The organism is Paraeggerthella hongkongensis, from assembly GCF_003726035.1.
Taxonomy (GTDB): domain Bacteria; phylum Actinomycetota; class Coriobacteriia; order Coriobacteriales; family Eggerthellaceae; genus Paraeggerthella; species Paraeggerthella hongkongensis.
In genome coordinates, this window is the sequence record NZ_QICD01000002.1 from 37,492 (window position 1) to 61,020 (window position 23,529).

At 57.2% G+C, this 23,529-nt stretch carries 26 protein-coding genes; 9 read left to right on the forward strand and 17 right to left on the reverse strand.

Features of this window, described 5'->3' with window-relative positions; all coding sequences use genetic code 11:
- Positions 1 to 25: 25 nt before the first annotated feature.
- From DMP08_RS01510 to DMP08_RS01530, 5 genes are all read right to left on the reverse strand, one after another.
- Positions 26 to 664 (reverse strand): VanZ family protein, encoded by a 639-nt coding sequence (locus tag DMP08_RS01510; protein ID WP_123191249.1) that lies wholly within the window; start codon positions 662 to 664, stop codon positions 26 to 28.
- Positions 665 to 907: 243 nt separating this feature from the next.
- A complete protein-coding gene (locus DMP08_RS01515) occupies positions 908 to 1,345 on the reverse strand; it encodes a lipocalin (RefSeq protein ID WP_123191250.1) in 438 nt (145 codons plus the stop codon).
- An 11-nt stretch (positions 1,346 to 1,356) separates the two neighbouring features.
- Positions 1,357 to 2,562 (reverse strand): MalY/PatB family protein, encoded by a 1,206-nt coding sequence (locus DMP08_RS01520; RefSeq protein WP_123191251.1) that lies wholly within the window; start codon positions 2,560 to 2,562, stop codon positions 1,357 to 1,359.
- A 9-nt stretch (positions 2,563 to 2,571) separates the two neighbouring features.
- On the reverse strand, positions 2,572 to 3,465 hold the full coding sequence (locus tag DMP08_RS01525; RefSeq protein ID WP_211328372.1) for a prenyltransferase: 894 nt from the start codon (positions 3,463 to 3,465) through the stop codon (positions 2,572 to 2,574).
- A 49-nt stretch (positions 3,466 to 3,514) separates the two neighbouring features.
- The gene (locus DMP08_RS01530; protein WP_123191443.1) at positions 3,515 to 4,777 is read right to left on the reverse strand and encodes an Mbeg1-like protein; all 1,263 of its coding nucleotides are present in this window, start codon (positions 4,775 to 4,777) and stop codon (positions 3,515 to 3,517) included.
- A gap of 41 nt (positions 4,778 to 4,818) precedes the next feature.
- Between DMP08_RS01530 and DMP08_RS01535 the strand changes: the two genes are divergently transcribed.
- From DMP08_RS01535 to DMP08_RS01550, 4 genes are all read left to right on the forward strand, one after another.
- Complete coding sequence (locus DMP08_RS01535) at positions 4,819 to 5,265, forward strand: acyl-CoA thioesterase (RefSeq protein ID WP_123191253.1); 447 nt, start codon at positions 4,819 to 4,821, stop codon at positions 5,263 to 5,265.
- A complete protein-coding gene (locus tag DMP08_RS01540; RefSeq protein ID WP_123191254.1) occupies positions 5,262 to 5,738 on the forward strand; it encodes a low molecular weight protein-tyrosine-phosphatase in 477 nt (158 codons plus the stop codon). Before DMP08_RS01535 ends, DMP08_RS01540 begins: the two co-directional genes overlap by 4 nt.
- A gap of 425 nt (positions 5,739 to 6,163) precedes the next feature.
- Positions 6,164 to 7,432 (forward strand): RidA family protein, encoded by a 1,269-nt coding sequence (locus DMP08_RS01545; RefSeq protein ID WP_114566090.1) that lies wholly within the window; start codon positions 6,164 to 6,166, stop codon positions 7,430 to 7,432.
- Positions 7,433 to 8,124: 692 nt separating this feature from the next.
- On the forward strand, positions 8,125 to 9,372 hold the full coding sequence (locus DMP08_RS01550) for an L-lactate MFS transporter (RefSeq protein WP_211328366.1): 1,248 nt from the start codon (positions 8,125 to 8,127) through the stop codon (positions 9,370 to 9,372).
- Here DMP08_RS01550 and DMP08_RS01555 read toward each other — a convergent pair.
- Entirely contained in the window at positions 9,369 to 9,986 is a 618-nt protein-coding gene (locus DMP08_RS01555) for a response regulator transcription factor (protein ID WP_123191256.1), read from the reverse strand. The genes DMP08_RS01550 and DMP08_RS01555 overlap by 4 nt on opposite strands.
- A gap of 333 nt (positions 9,987 to 10,319) precedes the next feature.
- Between DMP08_RS01555 and DMP08_RS01560 the strand changes: the two genes are divergently transcribed.
- Both DMP08_RS01560 and DMP08_RS01565 read left to right on the forward strand, forming a co-directional pair.
- Positions 10,320 to 10,628: a hypothetical protein gene (locus DMP08_RS01560; RefSeq protein WP_148042315.1), complete on the forward strand. Its 309-nt coding sequence runs from the start codon at positions 10,320 to 10,322 to the stop codon at positions 10,626 to 10,628.
- Between the two features lie 142 nt (positions 10,629 to 10,770).
- On the forward strand, positions 10,771 to 10,995 hold the full coding sequence (locus tag DMP08_RS01565) for a hypothetical protein (protein ID WP_123191258.1): 225 nt from the start codon (positions 10,771 to 10,773) through the stop codon (positions 10,993 to 10,995).
- Between the two features lie 307 nt (positions 10,996 to 11,302).
- Here DMP08_RS01565 and DMP08_RS01570 read toward each other — a convergent pair whose 3' ends face one another.
- Positions 11,303 to 11,866, reverse strand: coding sequence for a hypothetical protein (locus DMP08_RS01570; protein WP_123191259.1), 564 nt, complete (start codon positions 11,864 to 11,866; stop codon positions 11,303 to 11,305).
- Positions 11,867 to 12,066: 200 nt separating this feature from the next.
- Between DMP08_RS01570 and fadK the strand changes: the two genes are divergently transcribed.
- Together fadK and DMP08_RS01580 are read left to right on the forward strand one after the other, a co-directional pair.
- Complete coding sequence (gene fadK, locus DMP08_RS01575) at positions 12,067 to 13,701, forward strand: medium-chain fatty-acid--CoA ligase (protein WP_123191260.1); 1,635 nt, start codon at positions 12,067 to 12,069, stop codon at positions 13,699 to 13,701.
- A gap of 173 nt (positions 13,702 to 13,874) precedes the next feature.
- The gene (locus DMP08_RS01580) at positions 13,875 to 14,135 is read left to right on the forward strand and encodes a DUF4177 domain-containing protein (RefSeq protein WP_123191261.1); all 261 of its coding nucleotides are present in this window, start codon (positions 13,875 to 13,877) and stop codon (positions 14,133 to 14,135) included.
- A 93-nt stretch (positions 14,136 to 14,228) separates the two neighbouring features.
- Here the strand turns inward: DMP08_RS01580 and DMP08_RS01585 are convergent, their stop codons facing one another.
- The 5 genes from DMP08_RS01585 to nrdR form a co-directional block, all read right to left on the reverse strand.
- Positions 14,229 to 14,507 (reverse strand): hypothetical protein, encoded by a 279-nt coding sequence (locus DMP08_RS01585; protein WP_123191262.1) that lies wholly within the window; start codon positions 14,505 to 14,507, stop codon positions 14,229 to 14,231.
- 301 nt (positions 14,508 to 14,808) lie between these two features.
- Positions 14,809 to 15,297 carry a hypothetical protein gene (locus DMP08_RS01590; RefSeq protein ID WP_244596738.1) on the reverse strand — a complete coding sequence of 163 codons (489 nt, stop codon included), beginning with the start codon at positions 15,295 to 15,297 and terminating at the stop codon, positions 14,809 to 14,811.
- Positions 15,298 to 15,448: 151 nt separating this feature from the next.
- Positions 15,449 to 15,826: a MerR family transcriptional regulator gene (locus DMP08_RS01595; protein WP_244596740.1), complete on the reverse strand. Its 378-nt coding sequence runs from the start codon at positions 15,824 to 15,826 to the stop codon at positions 15,449 to 15,451.
- A 117-nt stretch (positions 15,827 to 15,943) separates the two neighbouring features.
- The gene (dut, locus tag DMP08_RS01600) at positions 15,944 to 16,390 is read right to left on the reverse strand and encodes a dUTP diphosphatase (RefSeq protein ID WP_170158400.1); all 447 of its coding nucleotides are present in this window, start codon (positions 16,388 to 16,390) and stop codon (positions 15,944 to 15,946) included.
- A complete protein-coding gene (nrdR, locus tag DMP08_RS01605; protein WP_123191264.1) occupies positions 16,383 to 16,838 on the reverse strand; it encodes a transcriptional regulator NrdR in 456 nt (151 codons plus the stop codon). Before nrdR ends, dut begins: the two co-directional genes overlap by 8 nt.
- A gap of 562 nt (positions 16,839 to 17,400) precedes the next feature.
- Here nrdR and lexA point away from each other — a divergent pair.
- A complete protein-coding gene (gene lexA, locus DMP08_RS01610) occupies positions 17,401 to 18,039 on the forward strand; it encodes a transcriptional repressor LexA (RefSeq protein ID WP_123191265.1) in 639 nt (212 codons plus the stop codon).
- Positions 18,040 to 18,229: 190 nt separating this feature from the next.
- On the opposite strand, the gene hflX is transcribed toward lexA, so the two are convergent.
- The 5 genes from hflX to DMP08_RS01635 form a co-directional block, all read right to left on the reverse strand.
- Positions 18,230 to 19,543, reverse strand: a complete 1,314-nt coding sequence (hflX, locus tag DMP08_RS01615) for a GTPase HflX (RefSeq protein WP_123191266.1) — start codon at positions 19,541 to 19,543, stop codon at positions 18,230 to 18,232.
- A 32-nt stretch (positions 19,544 to 19,575) separates the two neighbouring features.
- On the reverse strand, positions 19,576 to 20,532 hold the full coding sequence (miaA, locus tag DMP08_RS01620; protein ID WP_123191267.1) for a tRNA (adenosine(37)-N6)-dimethylallyltransferase MiaA: 957 nt from the start codon (positions 20,530 to 20,532) through the stop codon (positions 19,576 to 19,578).
- Positions 20,525 to 21,886, reverse strand: coding sequence for a tRNA (N6-isopentenyl adenosine(37)-C2)-methylthiotransferase MiaB (miaB, locus tag DMP08_RS01625; protein ID WP_123191268.1), 1,362 nt, complete (start codon positions 21,884 to 21,886; stop codon positions 20,525 to 20,527). The genes miaA and miaB overlap by 8 nt, the downstream gene beginning before the upstream one ends.
- A gap of 13 nt (positions 21,887 to 21,899) precedes the next feature.
- Entirely contained in the window at positions 21,900 to 22,247 is a 348-nt protein-coding gene (locus DMP08_RS01630; protein WP_123191269.1) for a stage V sporulation protein S, read from the reverse strand.
- A 169-nt stretch (positions 22,248 to 22,416) separates the two neighbouring features.
- Positions 22,417 to 23,517, reverse strand: a complete 1,101-nt coding sequence (locus DMP08_RS01635) for an ATP-binding protein (RefSeq protein ID WP_123191270.1) — start codon at positions 23,515 to 23,517, stop codon at positions 22,417 to 22,419.
- Positions 23,518 to 23,529 lie beyond the last annotated feature (12 nt).

A 23,529-nucleotide genomic window follows, 5' to 3' on the forward strand; every position in this document is an offset into this window, starting at 1 on the left:
GGCTTGGCGCGGAGGGCGCAGGTGCTTAGAACCCGTAAAGCAGTTTCGCAAAGCCCATTTCGTTGAACAAAAGGAAATGCCCTGCAAAGGTGACGGCCAGGTACAGGGCGGGCTCGCGTGCGCTCGGAAGACGCTCCGAGACGAAAACATGTTTGCTGCGCGCCGCATTCGCGCGATTCGACCAAAGTCGATACAGTACGAAGCCTAAAAGCGCGCCCAGCGTGTTCAGTATCAAGTCGTCGATGTCGGTTGCACGATGGTTGAGAAGCTGGCTCAGCTCGATGGCAAGCGAAAAGGAGAAGCCCATCGCTCCTATGGTGAACGCCCGGTCGACCCGCTTCCAGATGAGCGGGATCGAAAAGCCCAAGGGGAGGAACAGCACGACGTTGAGAGCGCATCCGATCGGGTCGGCGGCAAGAAACGGAATCAAGTACAGGTCATTCGGCCCCCAGCTGGCCGTTTGCCGCAGCAGGTCGTACAGCGTGCCCGATCCTGTGACGTACAGCACGGCAAACACGTAGAGCACGAACGCGAAAGCGGGCGCGAACTCAACGGGAATGGAACGCGTTCGTCGTGAGTGGGCATGCCGTATCGCGTAGGCTACAAGAAACGGCGCGAGCACCGTCGCCAGCTCGTACGCGGCCAGCAGCGCGCTTTCGACCATCGTGTCCGTACCTTTCGCCCAGATTCATCCCTCAAACACCGTATCCTAGCAGCTTGCTTCGACGTTTGAAGGGGCGGATACCGCAACGTTGAGGATCGTTAAGGATTTCGTTGCCGAAACCGTCGCGGGAGCACTCTTTAAGATCCGGACGCAAACCAGAGCTGATGGTTTCGGCTGTGCGATAGGAACCCGACTTGCAGCTTCGCGTCAACTCCCGCTTAACGGCAAATAAGCCCTACGCGACTACGCGAACAGGAGCGACACGAGCGTAAGGACCACGCAGCTTCCTAGCAGTAAAAGCGTCAGGCGCATGTTGTCGCCGCCGAAGTTCAGCTTGCCGTCTGCGCCTTTCGAGCGGGAAAACAGGGTCCATACCGCCAATGCGCAGAATCCAACCAGCATCACGTTGCACAGCACCGAAGCGATCTGCGCGAACAGGACGAGTCCGGTCATCTTCGCCATTTCGAACGCCATGAGCGTCGCGACCACCGCGAAGCATGCGACCATGACCCAGGCTGCGCGCTGCCCTGACTTGCGTGTGCCCTCAGGGTAGAACGTACCTTTTTTCGTGGTCGTGGGCTTTGCGATCAGCGATAGCCAGTTGCCGTTCCATAATTGCACCGTCAACGCACCTGATGCAATCAACAGCACCAACCCTACGCCGAAACGAACGATTTCCATAGCGTGCTCCTTTATCTTTTCCGGTTGGCCGCGCGCTGCGCGCGCACCTTTCCGACAGCTGATTCTATCTGCTCGAGGGCGCGTTCGAGGGTGGCGCGCGGACAGGCTATGTTCACGCATTCGAACTGCCCCGAGCGCGGTCCGAACATGCTGCCAGAATCAAGCCACACGTGCGCGTCGTCCACCATGAGCTCTTCAAGCCGCGCATCGTCTAGGCTCAAGCCCGAGCAATCGAGCCATGCAAGATACGTGCCTTGCGGCTCGACCAACGCGATCTCGGGCATCCGTTCGCTCAGGAAATTTCTTAAAAACCTCAGGTTCTCTGCCAGGTAGTCCTTCAGCTCGTCCAGCCAAGGGCCGCCGTGAGTGTAGCACGAACGGCACGTTTCCAGGGAGAGCGGACTTGCTCCGAAGTAGCCGATCCGCTCCAAAGCCTTGCGATAGCGCGTACGCAGCTCCTCGTTCGGGATGACGATGTTGGCTATCTGCAGCCCGGCGATGTTGAACGTCTTGCTCGGCGCCGTGCATACTACGCAGCGTTCGGCGAACGAAGGATCTACCGTGGGAAACACGTGGTGGCGATACCCTGGGTAGGTGAAGTCGGCATGGATCTCGTCCGAGATGACCAGCACGTCGTGCGCGCGGCAGATGCGCCCGATCCGATCCAGCTCGTCGTGCGTCCATACCCGGCCGACCGGGTTGTGGGGACTGCATAAAATGAACGCCTTCACCCGAGAGGACGTGATTTTCTTCTCGAAATCATCGAAGTCTATCCGGTATCGTCCCTGTTCGTAAACGAGCGGGCTGTCAACAAGCTTGCATCCGTTCGATTCGATGAGCTGTGCGAACGGGTAGTAAACGGGCTGCTGGATCAGCACGGCATCGCCTGGATTGGTGAACGCCTGCAGAGCGATTCCCAGCGCGAACACCACGCCGGGAGTTTGCGTGAGCCACGAGCGCTCCACGGTCCAGTCGAAACGATCCGAGTACCAGGCTAAAACCGATTCGTAGTACGCAGCTCCTGCGAACCCGTAGCCGAACACGCCATGGTTCACGGCTGTGCGCATATCGTCAAGCACTTCATCGGGCAGCGCGAAATCCATATCGGCGACCCAGAGCGGCAACAGATCGTCGCGCCCTTTGAGTTGCGGCCCGCAGTCCCATTTCTCGCTATTGGTTCCACGTCGCTCGATTATCCGATCGAAATCGTACGTCATGGCGGCCTCCTATGCGAACAAGGTGAAACCGCTTGCGAACAGCGCCGCCGCATAGAACGCGCCCAACGCAATGTTCAGGCTGCATACCTGCGCCATGGCGCCTATGCGCGAAGGCGGCGCAAGCGGATTCGCCATGAGCGCCTTCACCAATGGATACGACGCAAGCAGCATGAACGGAACCACGATGACGCCGCTCGTGAAGAACAGGGCCACCAGCGCTACGATCGAGATCATCCAGGCCGCCACCACGCCGTGGTACAGCTTGCGCGCGCGGTCGCGTCCCAGCAGCACCGACAGAGTGCGGCGTCCTGATTCGACATCTTTCTCGATATCGCACGTGTTGTTCGTGAACATGATCAGCCCGACGCCCAGCACGGTGGGCACCGCCCACAGCAGCGCGCGCAGGTCGAACGCTCCGGTCAGTGCTTGGTAGCAGGCAAGGGGAATGAGCCCGCCCATGACGAGCCCGCTGACAAGCTCGCCAATGGGCAGGTAGGAGATGGGCGTTTTCCCCGCCGAGTACAAAACCACGATGATCGCGCCGACGACGCCCAAAGCCAGCGGAATCCATCCGGCTTGCCAGATAACGTAAATGCCCAGTCCGAACGCCGCAACCAGAAACCCAACGGCAAGTCCGAGCGCTGCGCGCGGATTCACGTTGTTGTATACCAGCACGGCATCGGTCGGATCCACGTTGTCGTCAGCCGAGTCCGCGCCTTTCACGTAATCGTAGTAGTCGTTGAACGTGTTGACCGAGGCCTGCATCAGTACGCAGATGATCAGCAGTACGCACGCCATCACGGCGGAAACGGCTCCCGTTGTGGCAGCGGCCGCTGCGGTGGCCACCAGTACGGGCAGAATGGCTGCCGGCCATGTGTGAGGGGCCGCCAGCTGCACCGCCATGCGCAGCGTGAACCTTCCGTATGCGCTCTTCGTTACCGCGTTCCCTTCGTCAGCCGTCCTTGCGGGCGCTTCTGCGCTCATGCTTCGCTTCCTTCCTCGTCCTCATTGCATACGCTTCGCGACGGCGCGGCAGCCACATGGGCGGCGACGACCTGAAGCGCTTGATGGTCTCTTCCTTCAGCACGCTGCCCAATCCTCCCAGCGTCTTCCAGATGAAGCTCTTCGTTTCCGCGTCCAACTTGGATCCCGATCCCAAAAGCTGCCGGGTGTTCGCGAACAGGTTTTCCTGGAACTCGGCCCAGGTGTTCGCCTCGGTCGAGGCGAACAGGTCATAGATCGAATCGATGAACCGCTCGCGTTCGGACGCGTTCCTGCTGCGCAACCATGCATCAAGCGTTTCGTCGAAGAACACGGCTGATGCGTTGAGCTCGTCCTGATACAGGAAGTCCGACCCCTCGGTCTGCCAAGTGAACGGCTCGTGCTGAAACACCGAAAGCGCCGATGATCTTACTACGCGGTAGTCGGCGCGCCGTTCTAATATCATGCCGAATGCTGAAGATTCGGGAACGCTCTTGTGCAGAAGCGTGCAGAACGCCGGATCGTCGATGCGCGGGGAGGGGTCGTCTAAAAACGACGGGCCGTCATGGTTGAACACGCCTTCAAGGCGCGTGAACGTGCCGTCGTCTGCAACCAGAGCCGCATACTCGGCAAGGTTGCCGCCCTTTGAATGACCGCCAACCAGAAGCGGGCACGCACAGGCCGATGCCACGCCTGAAAGATAGGCCGCCGCCGTGCATTGCGAGGGAATGACGTCTTTGAAGCACAGGTTGAAGTCTTCTTTCCAGCCGGCGAAGCTGCCGTCCGTTCCTCGAAACGCCAGATAGGCATGCTCTCCTTCAACGGCGGGAAAGAACAAAGTTACGGCGCTGAACTGTTTCTCCACCACCTCGGAGCGTTCGTTGGCGTAGAAGGCGACCTGCACGTCGCGCAAACGACGGCTCGCCATTGCCGTGTGCAGAAAAGCCACGGTGTCCCGCGCATCCTCCATCCAGCTGTGAGCGGTAAGGGCCTCCCAGTTCGACAGGGCCAAAACGTCGTGCAGGCGCACGCGCCGGGGACCGCTTGCGTCGAGCAGCGCCTCCCAGGGGGCGGCGATCGAGCCGTCCGAGCGCAAGGCGTCAGCCTGGTCGCGTCCGGCTTCTTCGTAGTTGAGGTAAGCCAGGGTCGAGAATACGAGGGAGTCCACCGGGTTGAACGGTAATTCGGAGAAAGTCCGCTGCTCTTCTGCTATATACGATACGATATTGCGCATGCTCACATTGTAGCCGATTGCGAAAGGCAGGGCCGCCACCCATGCGCGTCTGCACGCCAATAACCATACGCTATGCTGAAACCGACATGATGGGCATCGTCTATCATGCAAACTACCTGCTGTACTTCGAAGACGCGCGCACCTCGTTTCTGGAGGCGATCGGATTTCCGTACGCGCGCATCGAAGAGGCAGGCTACCTTTCTCCCGTCACGCATTTCGAATGCGACTACGGCATGCCCTTGCGCTACGGAGACACGGCCATCGTGCGCACGCGTGTCGTGCTGTCGCGGCCGACGAAGACCGTGTACGCCTACGAAGTGTTCAGAGAAGGGCAGGACATGAATACGGAGAAGCCGTGCTGCACGGGGCGCAGCACCCATTGCTTGGTCGATGCGACTACGTTCAAGCCTGTTAGCATCAAACGCGTCATGCCCGACCTGCTTGCCTGCTACGAAGAAGTGCTCGAGCCCGAGGAGGCTGCCCGATGAGCGCGCCGTACCGTATCCTGTTCGTATGCCACGGCAACATCTGTCGCTCTACCATGGCGGAGTTCGTCATGAAGGACCTGGTTGCCAAACGCGGGCTGGCCGGTGCGTTCGTCATCGAGTCGGCGGCCACCCACGATGACGAGATAGGAAGCCCCGTGCATTCAGGAACGCGCGCCGTGCTCGCGGCGCAGGGGATCGACTGCTCCGACAAGAGGGCGCGACGCCTCAAGCGGGCTGACGCGGGGGAGTGGGACCTGTTCGTGGGCATGGACGAGGCGAATATGCGCGACATGAGTCGTCAACTGGGTAGGGAGGCCGAAGGCCGCTGCGTCAAGCTGCTCGAATTCACGGACACGGATCGCGATGTGGCCGACCCGTGGTACACGGGCGACTTCGAAACCACGTACGACGACGTGCTGGCCGGTTGCACGGGCTTGCTGGCCTGGTTGAACGCCGGAGGAAGGCGAGGGTAGCTTCGGAAGCGCTCGTCGTACATTGACGAAGGCGCCCCTCTGTCGCTTTTTGCGCAGGAGGGCGCCTTCGTTTCGTTGCGGGACGAAGTTCGGTATATTCCGTGGTGATATTGCGGTCATGCGCACGTGCGCGAAAATTAATCGGTGAACGGTAGGTGCGATAATCCTGCATGAAACAAGGGCAACGCACCCGTTTTTTGCATGCCAGCTTTCAGCCTTCCATATTTTGCGGCGAACGGTCGGACGGACCCGGCAAGGCTGCGGGGAAATCTGCCGAAAAGGGATTTGTGCACCTGCACAAATAGGTATAATGCAGCCCTCCCAAAAAGACTAGGAACGTCCCTTGGACGATCCGCCTCGGGAACAGGGCCCATGCGGTCCGATCGCAAGCATCGTAAGCGAGACACTCTAAAAGGAGGGTACTAATGAGCGGCGATAACGTAGTACTGGCAAGGAACACGGAAGATGCCCCGGTGAGCGATCTGTACTCGCAGACCGTGGCCTTCTCGCACTACAACAACCTTTCGGCTCAGCTGCCGATCGATCCCGCCACCGGCGAGTTGGTGCCCGGCGGCATCACGGAGCAGGCCGTGCAGTGCTTCGAGAACATCGAGACGATTATCGACAGCATCGATCACGTCATGAACGATGTCATCCGCATCACCATCTTCGTCAAGGACATCCAGGACATGGATGCCGTCGACGAGGTGCAGAAGGTGTTCTTCCCGACCTACGTGCCCACCCGCACGGTTGTCGCTGTTGACGCCCTGCCCATGGATGCCCTGATCCAAGTCGAGGCTTTGATCTCCAACGGCGAAGGCACCATCCCCAACGCTCCGCAGGCTGGCGACATCCTGAAGTACACGAACAACACGCACAACGCTCCGCTGGACGTCATGTCCACGCAGTCCGTGGCGTTCTCGCACTACAACAACATCTCCGCCCAGCTGCCCATCGACCCCAAGTCGAACCAGATCGTGGTCGGCGGCGTGCGCGAGCAGACCGCTCAGTGCCTGAAGAACATCAAGGCCGTGCTCGAGAGCATCGACGTGCCCTTCGACGACATCGTCAAGGTGAACGTGTTCCTCAAGGACCTCGCCGACACGGACGCCATGAACGAGGCGTACACGCGCTTCTTCCCGGATTCGGGCATCGCCCGCGCGGTCGCCTACATGCCGGCTCGCACGGTGGTCGAGGTTGCCGGCCTTCCCATGCATGCGCTCGTGCAGATCGAAGCCGTGGTTTCCCATGGCGACGGCACGCCCCCGCAGCTGGTCGAGGACCGTCACGGTCTCATCCTCGAGGCTAACAACACGGACGCTGCGCCGAAGTGCAAGCTCTCCACGCAGACCGTCGCCTTCTCGCACTACAACAACATCTCCGCTCAGCTGGGCATCGACCCCGCCACGGGCGCCATGGTTGCTGGCGGTGTCAAGGAGCAGGCCGAGCAGTGCTTCAAGAACATCAAGGCCATCATCGAGTGCGTCGACCACGTGATGGAGGACGCCGTCAAGGTGAACATCTTCCTGAAGAACATCGACGACCTTGATGCGGTGAACGAAGTGTACGCGACGTTCTTCCCGGGCGGCACCCCTGCTCGCCGAGTCGTGGGCGCCTCCGCTCTGCCCATGGACGCCCTGGTGCAGATCGACGCCATCTTCGGCAACGCCGAGGGCACCCCTCCGGTGGCGTAAGCTTCCAGCAGGAGTCGATTAACCTGATATATAAGGAGTTGCTGAAGCTCCTTGACAGGAAGGCGAGGCCGACGCGGTCTCGCCTTCTCCGTTGTCTGTGCGAAACCCTGCCTGTTCGTCGTCAGGCTCAGGTGGCGGAGGGGGGTCGACTTTTGGCCCCAAAACGGGACCTGTGACAATTTCCACGGTATTTAGAGCCGCATATTAGCCATAGCTTACATCTGATCAGGCCTTTTGCTAACGAGCTGTTCTAAGGCGCGGTTGCGGCGATCGATTTTTTGTCACAGGTCCCGTTTTGGGGCCACATGTCGGGATTCCGACGTTCGATCGACGTCGGCGCGGCTTAGGTGCGAAGGTTTTCGCTTGTTGGCTCTCGTATTTTCAATGAGCCGCAACGGCTGTGCGGGTCGTCCGCCGACAACCGTTCGCCGATTGGCGTATTCCTCACGTAATGCGACCCTGGCGCCCGCTTTCGCATAATCAAAAGCATTTTACTAGGTTATATGCATGTTCTTGTCGATCCTTGCTAGAAACGACGGCTCGCGACGTAAACGATGCGCTTGCCGCTTATCGGAAAAGGATGAGCAAGCATCAAGACCCCGAACGTCGTTCGCTATACTGCGTGCTTTCCCCCAAGACGAGGAGGATCTATGCGCCGATCAAGGACTCAAGGAAGAGCAAACGTCGTCCTGATGGCAGGAGTTCTGTTCAACCTCTCCATCAGCTTGCTGTATTCATGGAGCGTCATCAAGTCAGGGCTGACTGCCGCGCCCGACGTAGGCGGGTTCGGTTGGTCGAGCGCGCAGGCGGGATTGCCGTACACCATCGCTATCGTGTTCTTCGCGCTTGGATTGTTGGGCGGCGGCATCGTGCAAGACAGGATAGGGCCTCGCAAAGTTATCACGGCAGGAGGCTTGCTGGCTGGCTTGGGCATGGTTCTTTCGTCGTTTGCGGGGCAAAGCGTGCTCGGGGTGTGCCTTGCGTACGGAGTTCTTACTGGAACGGGAATCGGATTGGGCTACGGCTGCGTTACGCCGTGCGCTTTGAAGTGGTTCGATCCGTCCAAGAAGGGACTTGTCGCAGGACTCGTCGTCGGCGGTTTCGGGTTGGCGGCGGTTTATCTTGCACCGGCTACGCAGATGTTGATCGAAGGCTTTGGCATTTCGCAGACGTTCCTGATCCTGGGCATTGTCACGATTGCCGTAAGCGTGCCCATCGCCCAGCTTATCAAGAACCCCGAAGCTGATTACGTTCCCGCTTCCGCCTCCGTTCGCAAAGCGGGAAGGGCATCCGTCGAGCGGACCCCGGATCGTACGTGGCGTCAAATGATCCGAACCAAGGAGTTCTACCTGCTGTTCGCGTTGTTCGCGCTGTCGTCTTCGGTGGGGCTCATGATCATCGGCAACCTTTCGAAGATCGCGACCATCCAGGATCCTGCGAGCGCTGCAGGCTACGCAGCCTTGCTCGTTTCTCTTCTAGCCCTGTTCAATACGGGCGGTCGTGTTGTGGGCGGCATCCTGTCGGACAAGATCGGGTGCATCAACACCCTTGTTCTAGTGTTCGCCATCCAGTGCCTCAATATGTGCTTGTTCGCGCTGTACGGAAGCTTCGCGCTGCTGACGCTGGGGGCTCTGTTCGTTGGATTCTCGTACGGGACGCTCTTGAGCGTGTTTCCCTCGATGACGGCGGATCTGTACGGTTTGAGGAACTACGGGACGAACTACGGCATTCTTTATCTTGCCTGGGGACTTTCGGGCGTGCTGGCGCCGGTCATGGCCGATGTGGTGTTCGACGTCACGGGCACGTTCGATGCAGCCTATCTGATATGCGCCGCAATCCTGGCGTTGTGCATCCTGCTCGGCGTGATCTTGAAGCGTCGGCTTGATGGCGTGAAGAGGAAAGCGGTGAGCCTTGAGCACGAGGATTCGCCTATAGGCTAGTCTTCGGCAGTTCGGGATGTCGCATTTCGTTTGCGCGACGTCCCGAACGACTCCGCTTTCCTGAACAGCTCGTCACGACTGCGGACGCCGAGTTTGCGATAGATATGTCGTACGTGGGTTTTAACGGTGTTTTCCGCTATGCAAAGCTCGGTCGGCAGATCTGCTTGAGCGTACCCGTCAAGGAGCAGCCCCAAGATCTCCTCTTCGCGACGGGTTAGATCGTATGCGCGCGCCATGTGCGCTCGCAGCGTCGCATCGTCAAGCTGCATCGCGCAAGGATACGGCCCGCCTGCAGGAACGTTCGCGTCGATCCTGCAGGCGGGCTCGGTGTCAGGGCTTGTTTGCCGCTGGGTTCGATTCACCGCAGCCAACAATACCGTAGTCGCTGCGAAGATTGTCGCGGAGCATGCGGCGGCAGCTTCGGGTCCGAAACCGTCCGAAAGCGCCAAGCATCCTATGATCGACGTTGCAAAGCAAGCTGCTGCAATCCCTGCGCTGCGCAAAGCTGCATGATCGTGGGGCTTGAAAACAAGCGCGCGGGTCGTAAGCCAGCAGCTTGTCAGGCACAGCACCCCAACGCAGGCCAGCATGAGCAGGGTGGGGGCATCCAGCATTGACGTGCATCCTTTCCGTTCGTCTTATTGCATAAGCATACCCCAGCGCATGTCGCTTCGAATTCGCAAAGATCGCAATCGATGCCGTGCGGTTGGGTGAAAAATATCACCATTGTCCTATGTCGCTGATCAATGCTAGAGTCAACCCAAGTAAAGGACGATACGAACGAAGGTGCTTGCATGACATCGACCTCGAAAAGAACGCGCATACTGCTTTGCGTTTGCTGCGTTGCGGTATTTCTGCTTACGATGGGATGGTTTGCGGGGCGCTATATTCCCGGTCAACCGAATAGTCCCGCTTCGCAAGACTCCGGCGCTCGAGAGGTTTCCGCGGTGGGCGTTCGATCTGAAATGATCGTGGATACGGTTGTCGAAACCGCGTTCGGCGATTCGCTCGATTTGACTGGCATCACGCAGGGAAAGGCATATAGCCGGGGCGATTTCGATGAAAGCGAATGGGCGATGGTTCCTGACGACGTGAAGCCTTTCGTCGAAGCCGGTCTTCCTTTGCTGAGCGTACAGAAGGACTCCGGGGAAGGGCTCTGGCCTCGATACCTGCGGGTTGCTTCTGATTTGCCGACCTTCAGTATGAAGGTGACCGGAGCAAGAACGGTTTCGTCTGCTTCGTTTGCGGAGTTTTGATTACGATCCAGATAAAACAGTTGTACTTGTCGATATCGAAGCATCCAATCCTTCGCTTGAAGCGGCGGCGACTATTCCGATATTGAACCTCCGGTGTTCGGACGACGCTTCGGATGCCAATGTCAGTCAAAGCGAGATAGGCATGGACAAGCATTTGCTCGGGGCGCTGTATCCGGCGAATCCCGAAGATGCCGGCATAACCTGCAATGCGCACGACGAATCGTGGAACGCTCTTGCGCCAGGCGAAACGCGCGAGCTCACGCTGCCGTTTCTGATGTCTTCGGTACAACCTGAACTCTCGCGATGGAACGTCCAGATATTCGACTACAGCCCGATAATCTGCTATCGATTCTCGTTGGTTCCGTAGCTTAGAGTAACTCTAAGCTACGGATGGATAGTTTTACCAGCGATGCAAAAGGCGGGCTGCCTTCGCAACCCGCCTTTCTTAATCGAGCTTTTTGCCGCTATGCAAGGCGCCGAACAAATGAAGCGCACATTACGGCCCCCATAAAGCATAACAGGCCTATGACGTATCCCATTGCATCCTCCTTGCGTGCCCGCTAAAGCCCTAGGCGCAGAATACGCTTAAGGCATGGCCGTCTGCAACGTGAAACGCGTTCGGTTGCCAAGCGGTAGCCGAACCGTAGCGTGCATCGAGTAGCCTCAACCTGCATTTAGTTGCCGAAAAGCGCGTTTGAAACAGCCTGCTCGGCATTGGAATCGGGCATCCAGGCGTCATCTTTGAGTTCGTATCCGATGGTGATGGGCGCCGTTTCGGCCGGCTGAAGAGTCCCGAGCGTATCCATGATGATTTGGCCGATCTTCGAGGTGATTTCTGCTTCGGTCATGTTGGCAACAGTTTCATCGGATGCGAGCGCTTGAGTCGCTTCTGCGAATCCCTTCTCGAATTCCTTGAGGTTCTTGCAGGTGAGAACCACGCTGGCCTGGGCTTTGTCGCCATCTACTGTTACGCTGTCAACGCGATAGTCGAAACCTGCCAGATACGACGTGACGAACTCTTTAGGATCTATCCCGTATGCGGCCATTTCAGCCGTGCCTGCGCCTGTGGCGAGCTCGTCGAGCAAAGCGGGATCGAGCGTTTTGATAGCTTCGAGCTGTTCGATGACGCCTTCGCGAATGATCTCCTCGTCGCTGGGTCCGCATCCTGTGAGCGCAACCGCCCCGAACGCCATGAACATTGCGGCCGCACATGCGACAAACGCGTTCCTGATCTTCATGCTTACCCCTCCTTCGTAGGCCGCCCTTTTCGGCCTCTACCAGGAAGGATACCTCGTTTCAGCAGATCAGTCCAGACCAGCGGACCGCCCAGGCGAACCATTGAACCAGGTGGCAGACCGCGCGAAGCCACGCGTTTGACCGGTGATTCTCCTTACGTGGAACGCTAGGATGGTACCAGGGCTTTCATGAAAGGGGCGTCATGATCACCGAAGCAAGAATCAACGAGAACCGGAAATCGCGGTACTACCGCGAGGGGCTGTGGACTGAAAAGACCATCCTAGATGTGTGGGAGGCGCAGGCGGCAGCTTGCTGGTCGGATACGTACGTTACCGACAGCAAGGGTTCCAGTTTTACGTACGGCGAAGTGGACGAATCCGCTTCGAAACTTGCCTTTTGGCTGATCGATCAGGGGATAGAGCCTGGGGACGTCGTTTCGTTCCAGATGCCCACCTGGGCAGAGTTCTGCATCGTCTACGTTGCCTGCCTGAAAGCGGGCGCAGTTATGCATCCGCTTTCCATTGATCGTCGGAGACGCAGCGTAGTTCAGAACATGAACCAAGTTGCATCAAGGGCTTACATAGGCCCCACGTTGTTCGAATCCACTGACTTCGAGTCGTTGGCGCTCGATGCCCGACACGAGGTCCCCTCGTTGCGCTCTCTGCTGTTCGTCGATCGTCTTGCGCCTGCGCAACGGGGCACGGCTTTGTCCGCTGTTCTTCAAGACGTCCGGCAGACTCCTAGTCGGCCTGACGTCTCTTCTGACGACGTGGCCTGCATTCTCTCAACGTCCGGCTCTACAGGAAAACCGAAGGCAGCCATGCTCACGCATAATAACATCCTGTTTTCCGAAACCTCGTTCATTTCTGGCGCCGGGAGGGCAAAGCAGGATGTGATGTACATGCCGTCGCCGCTCAATCATGCTACGGGGTTCTTTCACGGGCTGCTTTCTCCAATGATCCTTGGCGGACGTGCTGTGTTGCAGGAGCGATTTGATGTCAAAGAAGCTGTTGACTTGGTCAATGAGGAGCGGTGCACGTGGTCCATGGGGGCGACGCCCTTCATATTCGACCTGTTGAACGAGCTTGATCGGACCGGCAAAAAGCTCGAATCTCTCGAGTTGTTCCTTTGCGGCGGTGCTCCTGTTCCAGGCTCCCTCGTCCAACGCGCATGGAGGCACGGTGTGCTGCTTTGCGAGGTGTACGGCTCGACCGAGAGTTGCCCTCACGTATACGTGCCACCCGCGGATTGTCTTGCTTGGAATGGAAGCTGGTCGGGAATTCCGTATCCGGGAATCGAGGTGCGCGTGGTAGACGAGCATCGCAACGAGGTTCCGCGGGGGACGCAGGGAGAAGAGGCTTCGCGCGGACCGCATCAGTTCGTCGGCTATCTGGGAGATCCCGAACGCACTGACAAGGCGCTTGACGACGAAGGATGGTTCTACAGCGGGGATCTGTGCTATCAGGACGAACAGGGTCGAATTCGCATCAATGGACGAAAGAAGGAAATCATCATCCGCGGCGGCGAGAACATCAGCGCGGTTGAAGTGGATCATCTTGTCGACGGCTGTCCAGGCATCGGCGACCATGCAGCAATTGGCATGCCCGACGAACGCTTAGGCGAAGTGGTGTGTCTCTTCGCGGTTCCAGAGAATGGGAGGTGCGCAACGCTCGCGAAAGTGCAAGACTATATGCGCGCTCAAGAGGCGCATGAGCACCTGCTTCCCGTGCGCCTGGAGTTTATGGACGAGATCCCTCATACCGCAACGGGAAAAACGCGACGGTTTCTGCTGGTTGAAGAGTTGAAGCGTCGAACGGAGGGGGAGGTTCGGGGTTAGAAGAGCGAGGCCTTCGGCGCATCGTCTCCCTGGGGAGCTCCTTTCGGACAAGTTTCTTCTCCTGACGATCGTTGCGCGCTTGAAAAGCGTCTATACTGACGAGAGATGGTGTTCTGATCAGGGGCAGCGCACCTTTTACGGGTGCGCTTGGCAACGACTAGGGGAGTGCGACCATGGGTTTTATGGACAATTTCAATGACGAAGCAGGAAAGACCAACTTCAACGAAGGGCAATACCGCGTTATGCAGGTGGTGCTGAGGGAGAAGTTCGTCGGCAAAGGATCGAAGAACTTCACGGAAATCGAGGAGATTTGCAATCAGCAATATGCGCAAGGATATCGCCTGCATACTTTCGCTCAGTCCACGGCGGCTTCTGCTGGATTCGGTGGCGGCGACAGAACCGTATGCAACCTGGTTTTCGAGAGGATGATGTAGCGGAAACGCTTGACAGCGCTACGCACCTGCAGCGGCAGGGAGCCGTAGGTAGATGCGCTGCGAGAGGGAAGCGCTACGCATTGCAGGCAATCGTCAGATCATCGCCCGCAATGCGTAGCGCGGCTCCGCTTCGACCACCGGGCGGGCGAAGCCGCCGAACGAGCCATGTCCATTAAGTGCGTCCAGGGCGAACTGCACGAGTTCGATGGCCGTATCGGAGCGCTGGAACGTTACGACGATCTGCCCGTTGAAAGGATTGCAGGACAGTTCGAGCAGGTTGCCGCGAGGGATGCCGTCGGGCGCGGCAGGGTAAAGCTCTCGAAATCGAGGGTACTGCAGAATCCCGAAGCAAGTAGGCCGCATGGCGATCACCCAGACGCTTTCGCGCGCATAATCATCACTCCTAAACGGTTTGCATATTCAGAAGCCATTGAGGCGACATGACCTGAGGCGACATAATGTGATAATTTTAGTTTATTTTACATAAGATATGTTATCAATAAATTATGAAGCGCATGAAGGGGAGTGATAAGGAGTGATAAAGGGGCTGATGGAAGGCATGGTTCGTGAGCGCATTAGTTCCTTTAAAGGAACTAATGCCGACGGCTTCGTAATGCTTTATGCATACGATTGCCGTCGGCATGCAAAACAGACTGGTTGCGAATGCGCGACTTTAGCCCCACGTCGTGCTGGGACCCGCAGCTCCGCTTCCGACATCGGCTGCAAGTCCAGTGTAGTCACCGCTTTCGACTAGCTGCATGACTTCTGGAAGCAGGAAGTACAGGGAAACCGCATTGAGGACGAGTGCGATGCCGCAAATAACCATGCCTACGACGCTCGATCGCCTTAAACGAGATGCAACGGCAGCAACTTCGGTCTGCCTCTTTGCGAGCGCGCTCAATTTTCTATAGCCGATTATTCCGCATATAAGCCCCGTACCGCTCAACAAGACGCCGCCGATGAACAACGAAACGGGCCCGGCGATATTTGCGACCATGATCAGCGTCTGGGAAGATTTCAGTTCGCGATAATCCTGCATGTTCGGCTGAAACGGCGGTGGCGCAATCGACATCCGCGGGCCGGTTGGAGGTTGATACTCTTCTTCCTGATTGCTTTTCGGCGCTGGAGGCGCTTCAGGAGCCTTGTTTTCTTCGTCTGTCATAAATACCCTCTATTTCATGCCTCTGACCAGGCTTTTTATAAACGACGCTCTGAGATCCATTCTAAGGCCCTATATTGACCTTTTGCGACTCCTAGGTCATGGAAATCGCAGTAATTTTCGACGATCTGTTATCAAACTATACCATGATGCACTATTGGCTCGAATTGCTTACCGACAACTCCATACTCGCTGCATGCAAGCGCTTCAAACTCTCCTGCAATTCGATGATTTGATACTCGAGAACCGCTTCCTGGTCTCTGACGATTCCTAAGCGTTCAGCCTGCGTCGCAATCCCACGTTTTTGGAGCTTCACAAAGTACTGAATACCCTCGATCGAAAGCCCGCTTTTTCTCAGCGCATCCACAAACAGCAATTGCGTTATGTCAGCCTGAGAAAACGAACGCACACCACGATGGTCGCGTGCGAGATCTGGAAAGAACCCGCACTTGTCGTAATAGCGAATCGTAAATGCAGAGATACCCGTCGTGTCAACGACATCGCTTATGCTGTAGCATGGCACGCCGCTCACGTCGAATCCCTTTCGTTCGTGTCCCAGTGTCTATTCAGTCGAGAATTTTAGCACTTAGAGTTACTCTAAGTGCTTTTGTACTGCGACTTAGAGTAACTCTAAGATGATCGTATCGCCTTACGACCGCACGCCGCTGCTGCCGAAACCACCCGTACCCCTATTGCTTTCAGGAAGCCCTTCTGCGGATTCGAAAGCGATGTCCGGCACCTTCATGATAACCAGCTGAGCAATACGATCACCGCGCTTGATCTCAAACGGTTCCTGGGGATCGAGATTCACAAGAACTGCTTTTATCTCCCCACGGTAGTTGCTGTCGATCAAACCGGGTGCATTTACCAGAGAAATACCGTGCTTGATGGCAAGGCCGCTTCGCGGCAGAACGAAGCCCGCATAGCCTTGCGGTATTGCCATCGCGATGCCGCAAGGAACAAGCTTTCGCTCAAAAGGTTGCAGCATTTCATCGCAGGTGGCACGCAAATCAACTCCCGCATCTCCTGCATAGGCATACGCAGGCACGGGTAAACCGGAATCGAGTTGCTTTACCGGTATTGTAAGGTCAGTCATGATATCGCAACCCTTCAAGTGCAGCCGAGAATTCTTCGACGTTCTGAAAGTCCTTGTACACGCTTGCAAAGCGAACGTAGGCCACATCGTCGAGCTTAGCTAGGCGGACAAGCGCCATATCGCCTAGCTCTTTAGATTTAATCTCGCTCTTGGAGGCGTTGCGGAGTTCGCTCTCTATGCTGTCGATAAGCGATCCGATCTGCTCAGGCGATATAGGCCTTTTCGCACAAGCCATAAGCAAGCCGCGCATGAGCTTCTGGCGGTCGTAAGCTTCGGATGATCCGTCCGTTTTGATTATGAGCAAGGGGTTGTCACCCAGTCGTTCGTACGTGGTGAACCGTCGACTGCAATCAAGGCATTCACGACGGCGCCGAATAGCCGTGCCGTCTTCGGAAGGTCGGGAATCGACAACCTTCGATTCAGGATTTCCACAGGCTGGGCAACGCATAGGCTGGACTCCTTCTCTCGAATTTGCCCTAGCCTAACATACTACATATAGTGGTTCAATTACGTTCTTTGATCACTGCAAGAAAACCAACGCTTCCACTGCGTAATCGCATGCACCGCTTGAAAACCGTCGTTGTTACAGACTCAAGAGTACGCTGGCAAAAGAGCAAGCGGTAAGCACAATTCCACCCGTAACAGCCTGCCGCGTATTAAAGCGGTCATAAGCCCGTCCGCGACAATTGCCTTGCCGCAAAATCCGAACAAGACCCTCAAACGTACCGCATGATCCTGGGCAGGAGCGAGAAACCGATCGAACTTCAAAACCGCCTGAAGAGGCCGCACGATTCGGAAAAGAAAGTATGCGAGCGTTTTTTACCGAGCAATCATGAAGCTCGGGTTGCAAAGCAGACGTGCCGTCGGTCGGGTAGCGCATCTCGAAATTCCTCACCTTTCTGCCTCCTTGCTCTTGCTTAGAACCTTTGTTCGCGTATATAATAGAGCGAACAAAGGTTCATGTCAACATGTAATCAAAACATTTGTACGCTTTTAGGAAAGGATGAAGTATGTCCGAAAAAGTGACGAAGCGCCAGCAAGCTGTACTTGATTGCATCGAAGAGTGCATTCGCGAAAAGGGGTACGGCCCTACCGTGCGCGAGGTTTGCCAGAGTCTGGGGCTCTCCTCCCCTTCCACAGTGCACGTTCACTTGAAAGCGCTTGAAGACAAGGGGCTTATCAGGCGCGACCCGCTCAAATCCCGTTCCATAGCGCTTACCTACCCCCTTGAGGATGCTGCGCTTGCAACGAATGTCGTACAGCCGAGTTTCAGCAAGATCGTGAACGTTCCGCTGGTTGGAAACGTTGCAGCAGGCTCTCCCATCCTTGCAGAAGAGAACATTACCGACACTATCTCCCTCCCGACTGACATAGTGGGGGATTCTCCCTCGTTCCTTCTATCGGTTCGCGGGGAAAGCATGATTGAAGCTGGAATCAACGACGGCGACTATGTTGTGGTGAAAGAACAGCCTGTTGCGAACAACGGGGACATCGTTGTGGCTATTATCGATGACGGTGCAACTGTCAAGCGCTTCTTTAAAGAGCAGGATCATATTCGACTGCAACCGGAAAACTCTTCAATGGATCCCATCATCACCCGCGATTGCTCCATCGCGGGCAAAGTTGTCGCAGTGTTTCGCCGTCTTTAACCGTAATCAGTTCTTTCGAGAGAGACACTTCCCTATGGTGGCATGGCGACATGGCGGCGAAACGATGTCAGGCCCATGTTAGAGTAACTCTAACATGGGCCTGACGCGTGGATCTTCTCGTGTGCTGCGATGCGGTTAGCAAGCATTCGCATGATGCAGCAAGCACGCAACCTGGAGACTGCCCGTCGTTTTACTCTTCGCAAACGAACGGCGCGAACAATCCGGAAAACGACGGCGACACCAGCATGGTGATCTTCGTTCCCTGCTCTTCGTGAGTCTCCGATAGAATATGGCAACGCTCGTGCGCAAGCGAAACAAGATCTCCCCGGTGGTACGGCAGCAACACGCTCAGGTGATCGTCATGCGCCGAAGCAACGCGCGCGATATGCTCGATTAGCCCTGCAATCCCCTCCCCTGTTTCGGCGGAGACGAACCGAGCTTGAGCATGACGCGTCTCGAGGGCATTTTGATGCTCCTGGTCAAGCAGGTCGCATTTATTAAACACTAGAATGCGCTGAAGATCTTGAGCGCCAATTTGACCCAGAATGGCATCGACGGCATCTATCTGACCTTGGTACTCCTCCGAAGAAGCGTCCACTACATGCAACACCAAGTCCGCACCCGTAATCTCGTCAAGCGTCGATTTGAATGCCTCGACAAGCGTCGTCGGAAGCTTTTGAATGAACCCAACCGTATCGGTAATAGTTATTTCCCGGCCTTCGGGAAGCTCGAACTTGCGGGTCGTGGAGTCCAGCGTTGCAAACAGCTTGTCGTACGCAAGCACATCAGCCTTCGTCAGACGATTGAGCAGGCTCGACTTGCCCGCATTCGTATAGCCCGCCAACGCCACCTTGAACATGCCGCTCTCATAGCGACTTTCACGCTGCACGGCACGCACCTCGGAAAGATGCTTGAGCTCGCGCTTGATCGAAGTGATTCGTTTGCGAACCATGCGTCGGTCGACTTCAAGCTGGCTTTCGCCTTCGCCGAAGCGCGAGCCCACGCCGCCGCCCATACGGTTCGAAGCCAAGTGGGCCCACATACCGCGTAAGCGAGGCAACAGGTACTGGTTCTGAGCTAGCCGCACCTGCAAACGACCTTCCTTGCTGGTTGCATGCAAAGCGAAGATATCCAAGATAAGGGCTGTTCTGTCGATGACCTTCACATCGCGCCCTACCACCTTCTCCAGATTCGCCTGCTGAGAAGGCGTCAGCTCATCGTCGAAAACGACGAGATCTGCAGCATGGGCCCGCGCCAGCTCGGCAACTTCTTCTGCTTTGCCCGTACCCACGAAGGTGCGAGGATTCGGTGCCTCGAGTTTTTGCGTAGTACTGGCAACGACATCGGCTCCCGCTGTATCAACCAACCGCTCGAGTTCTGCCAAAGACGAGGCGAGCGGCCATGCGGTTCCGGGGCGGTCGACTCCCACAAGAACGGCTCGCTCGCGCCTCACTTCAGCAGTAGGTGTCATGCCGCGCGTAATCACTGCTTCGAAATCGGACATCAAGCCATCCTTCCCAGAGAACATCGCTATCTTCAACAACCGCTTGCAAGCGGTTGGGTTTCTTCGAGAACCGTCAAAGACGCGCGCAGCATCGCGCCCATATCGAGGGTATTTGCATCGATCCAGCGGATGCGCGCATCTTTGCGAAACCAGGTACGTTGTCGCTTTGCATACCGGTGCGTTGCCGTTTTGATACCGAGAATCGCTTCCTCCATGGTAGTTTCACCGTCGAGCGCGGCAACGATCTCCTTGTACCCAATGGCTTGCGGAGCCGTGATCCCGTTTCTGAACCCCTTTTGGAGCAGGCGCTTCACCTCGTCGACTAAGCCGTCTTCGATCATCTGGTCGACACGGGCGTCGATCCGGACGCGAAGAACGTCGGGGTCGACGGCCAGCCCCACGAACACGGCGGGAATGTATTGCGGCAGCTGCGCAAGTTTGGCGCGCTGTTTGGCATACGTCGTACCGTCCTCGAGAAGCTCGAAAGCACGAGCAACGCGTTTCACATCGGCAGGCGGAATCAAGCCAGCGCTTTCCTTGTCGCGATCCGCAAGAAGCTTCCACAGAGCTTCGGGACCCTGCTCCCGCGCAAGACGGTTGCACCGATCTCGCACGGGGTTGCCGACCTGCTCTCCTTTGGGAAAATCGTAGTCGTCGATCGCCGCCCGCACGTAAAACCCCGTACCGCCGCAGAGCACGCTTCTTCGTCCGCGCGCGTCTACGTCGAGAAAACAATCTCGCGCATACGCCTGGAACAACGCCGCCGAATAAGGCTCACCCGGATCGACCAAATCGAATCCGTGATGAGCCACGATGCGATCCTGAACAGGAAGCTTTCCCGTGCCGATATCCATACCGCGATACACTTGCATCGAATCGGCGCTGATCACTTCGCCGTTCAATTTGAAGGCAAGCGCCTGCGCAAGTGCAGTCTTGCCCGATGCCGTGGGGCCTACGACGCATACAACAGGGGCCGAAAGGCTAAGCACCGTCTACAACCTCGCCCGCCAGATACCACGTTTTTGCTTCGTCGATGCGCACGCGCACCGTTTGGCCGGTCAGACTCTCCACCGAAAGCCCCGCAGGAACAGCTGCATGGACAGTTTGGTTCTTGGGGCTCTTACCCGTCAGAAGAGTGTCGTCGCGCTTCGATCCGCCCTCTACCAGCACATCCACCGTAGTTCCCAGGTCTTTCTGGTTCGCTGCGAACGCCTTGTCCTGCACAAGGTCCACCAAGCGATCGAAACGCTGCTGGATAACCTCGCGCGGCGTACCATCGTCCATGGAAGCGGCAGGCGTGCCTTCGCGCTTCGAGTAGATGAACGTGAACACCTGGTGGTAGCCTACCTCGTCAAGCAGCCGGTAGGTATCTTCGAAATCCTTGGCGGTCTCGCCTGGAAAGCCTACGATAATATCGGTCGACAGCGCGATATCAGGGCAAGCGTCGCGCAGCTTGGCGATAAGGCCCCGGTAGTGCTCGCGCGTGTAACGGCGATTCATTGCAGCTAAGACAGCATCGGATCCGGACTGAACCGGAAGATGCAAAGCGGGCATAAGGGAACGTAGCGAACCGAATTTCGCGATCACCTCGTCGGTCAAATCCTTCGGATGGCTCGTGGCAAAGCGGAGTCGCTCGATTCCCGTAGCATCGAGCGCGTCAAGCACCTGCGCGAAACGAGGCGATCCATACAGATCGCGACCGTACGAATTCACGTTTTGGCCCAACAGGGTGATCTCTTTTACACCAGCAGCCACATACCGCTCCGCTTCGCTGACGATGTCCTCGAGCGGACGCGACTTCTCCCGCCCGCGCACGTACGGCACGATGCAGTAAGAGCAGAAGTTGTTGCAGCCGATGGTGATGGGAAGCCAGGCCGCCCATTCGTGTTCGCGCGCCGTGGGCAACTCGGTCGGAAACGAAGAGGCCGCATCAAGCACTTCCACCTGATGTCCGCCCTCTTCTATAGCCGCTTGTAAAAGGCGCGGCAACGATCCTAAGTTGTGCGTTCCGAATACCACATCAAGATGAGGCAGTTCTTCGGTAAGCTTCTCTCCGTCACGTTGGCCGATGCAGCCTCCAACAGCCACAACGCGCTTGGAAAGGGGGGTGCCTTCGCGCAGCGGGATATTCTTGAGAGAAGCGACTTGGCCGTACAGGCGCGTATCGGCCGCTTCGCGAACGCAGCACGTCATGAACGCGACGATGTCCGCATCCTCGATGGAATCCACCATGAGAGCCCCCAGGCCCTCGAGCATCCCGGCAATACGCTCGGAATCATGTTTGTTCATTTGGCATCCGAACGTACGGATGCAGAACGTCAAGTTCGTAAAGGGAGTTTGCATAGGCTCGTCTATCTTAGAGGTCGGAAAGGGAGTCGCGACGCTCGTCGGAAACTGAAGTTCCGACGCCGCGCGTATAGCGAGGATCCACTGCGAATCGGATCGCGGTACGGTATTCACCGTCGATTACGATGTCGGCAAACGAAGGGACGCAGGCGATTTCGATTCCAATAGGTGACAGAAACCCCCGAGAAATAGCGATGGCTTTGACTGCCTGATTGACGGCTCCCGCTCCCACAGCTTGAATCTCGACAGAAACGCCGTCCTTCACCATGCCTGCGATGGCGCCCGCTACGGAAGCGGGAGACGATTTCGACGACACCTTCAGGCAGCCGACGTCTGGCTTATGCTCTGTAGTGGACATGCATATCCTTTTTCGTTTGGTCCGTTACGCGTGCGTTTAGTTCGATAAATATGCTTCGCTCAGCCTGCAATGTTTATGCATTCAACATTCTACCCATTCGATCTATGGCGTGCAACCTGCGGGTATGCCGAAACCATGGAGAACTCGAAGCAAGCAGGGCGTCCAGGCGTTATCGCAACTTGGCAATAGGAATGGTGATGCGAATGCACTCCTTCCCAACGCGAACCTCCGGGCTCACCCCCGATTCGAGGTAGTAGTCGCGCGCCACGTCTTCGAATGCTGCGGCAATGCGCCTCGAGAAGACCTCCAAGTCCTCGGTGGCGATTTTCAAGCCGCGTGCATCTTGCGTAGCTGCATGATCGCGCACGTTGCGCGGAGGCGTCGGGGCGCTGTCGGGTCCTCCAACAGCCTCGATGCGAATCCGATCGATAAGCGGCGACAACGGGACTATTTCTCCGTCCATGATGCGGCGTGCGCTTCGCTCGGACAATTCAAGACCCAATCGGGCTGCTTCCCGTGCGAACGAAGCGGGGTCAGCGCATACGGACAGCCGCTTGCTTACGGGAAGGCGAGACGGCTCTTTACAGAACGCCCTCGCTGACGAGGTCAGCGAAGCAAGCCCGAACGCGTATAGCGTGGCGGCTACGTCCGTGGCGGATCCCAGATACACCGTGCAGCTTGTTCTGCTCTCGATGGCGAACTCGCATGCCGTACGCAGTATGTTCTTAGGCCCGCGTACGACCACGCTCCCCGACTCGTTTCGCTCGAACGTGGGGAAACTCGACTGATCGGTCTTCTCCCCCACCTTGTCCAGGTTCGTCTCGACGTACAACGAAGATCCTTTGCCCGAATCCGAAGCCGCTACGTACGCAGACTCGGAATTGACGGCAATAGAGTACAGGGCCATGCCGCGTCCGTGAACGCCCCACTTATCCATGGACATGGTGTCGAGCTTCGAGGTAACGCGCGGTTCGAAGATGCGCTCGTGCATAGAAAGAGGAACGCCGTCTCCATCGTCGATCATGACCAATTTCCGCCGCCGATCCTCGCGGGTAACCGCGAGGAAGATACTGCGCGCATGGGCGTCGCGCGCGTTTCTCAACATCTCGATAACGATGTCTTCCGTTGACCGTATGTCATGCGCGGCTTGGCGCCGCTCGGCTTCCGCGCTCCTCAAACGGACGAAGCCATCCCCGAGGTCGGTTTCGACCCGGAGATGGCTTTCGCCGCAGACGTTCTCGATAAAGCTTTCGAGAGAGTCGTGCTTCACAGCAGATCCGCC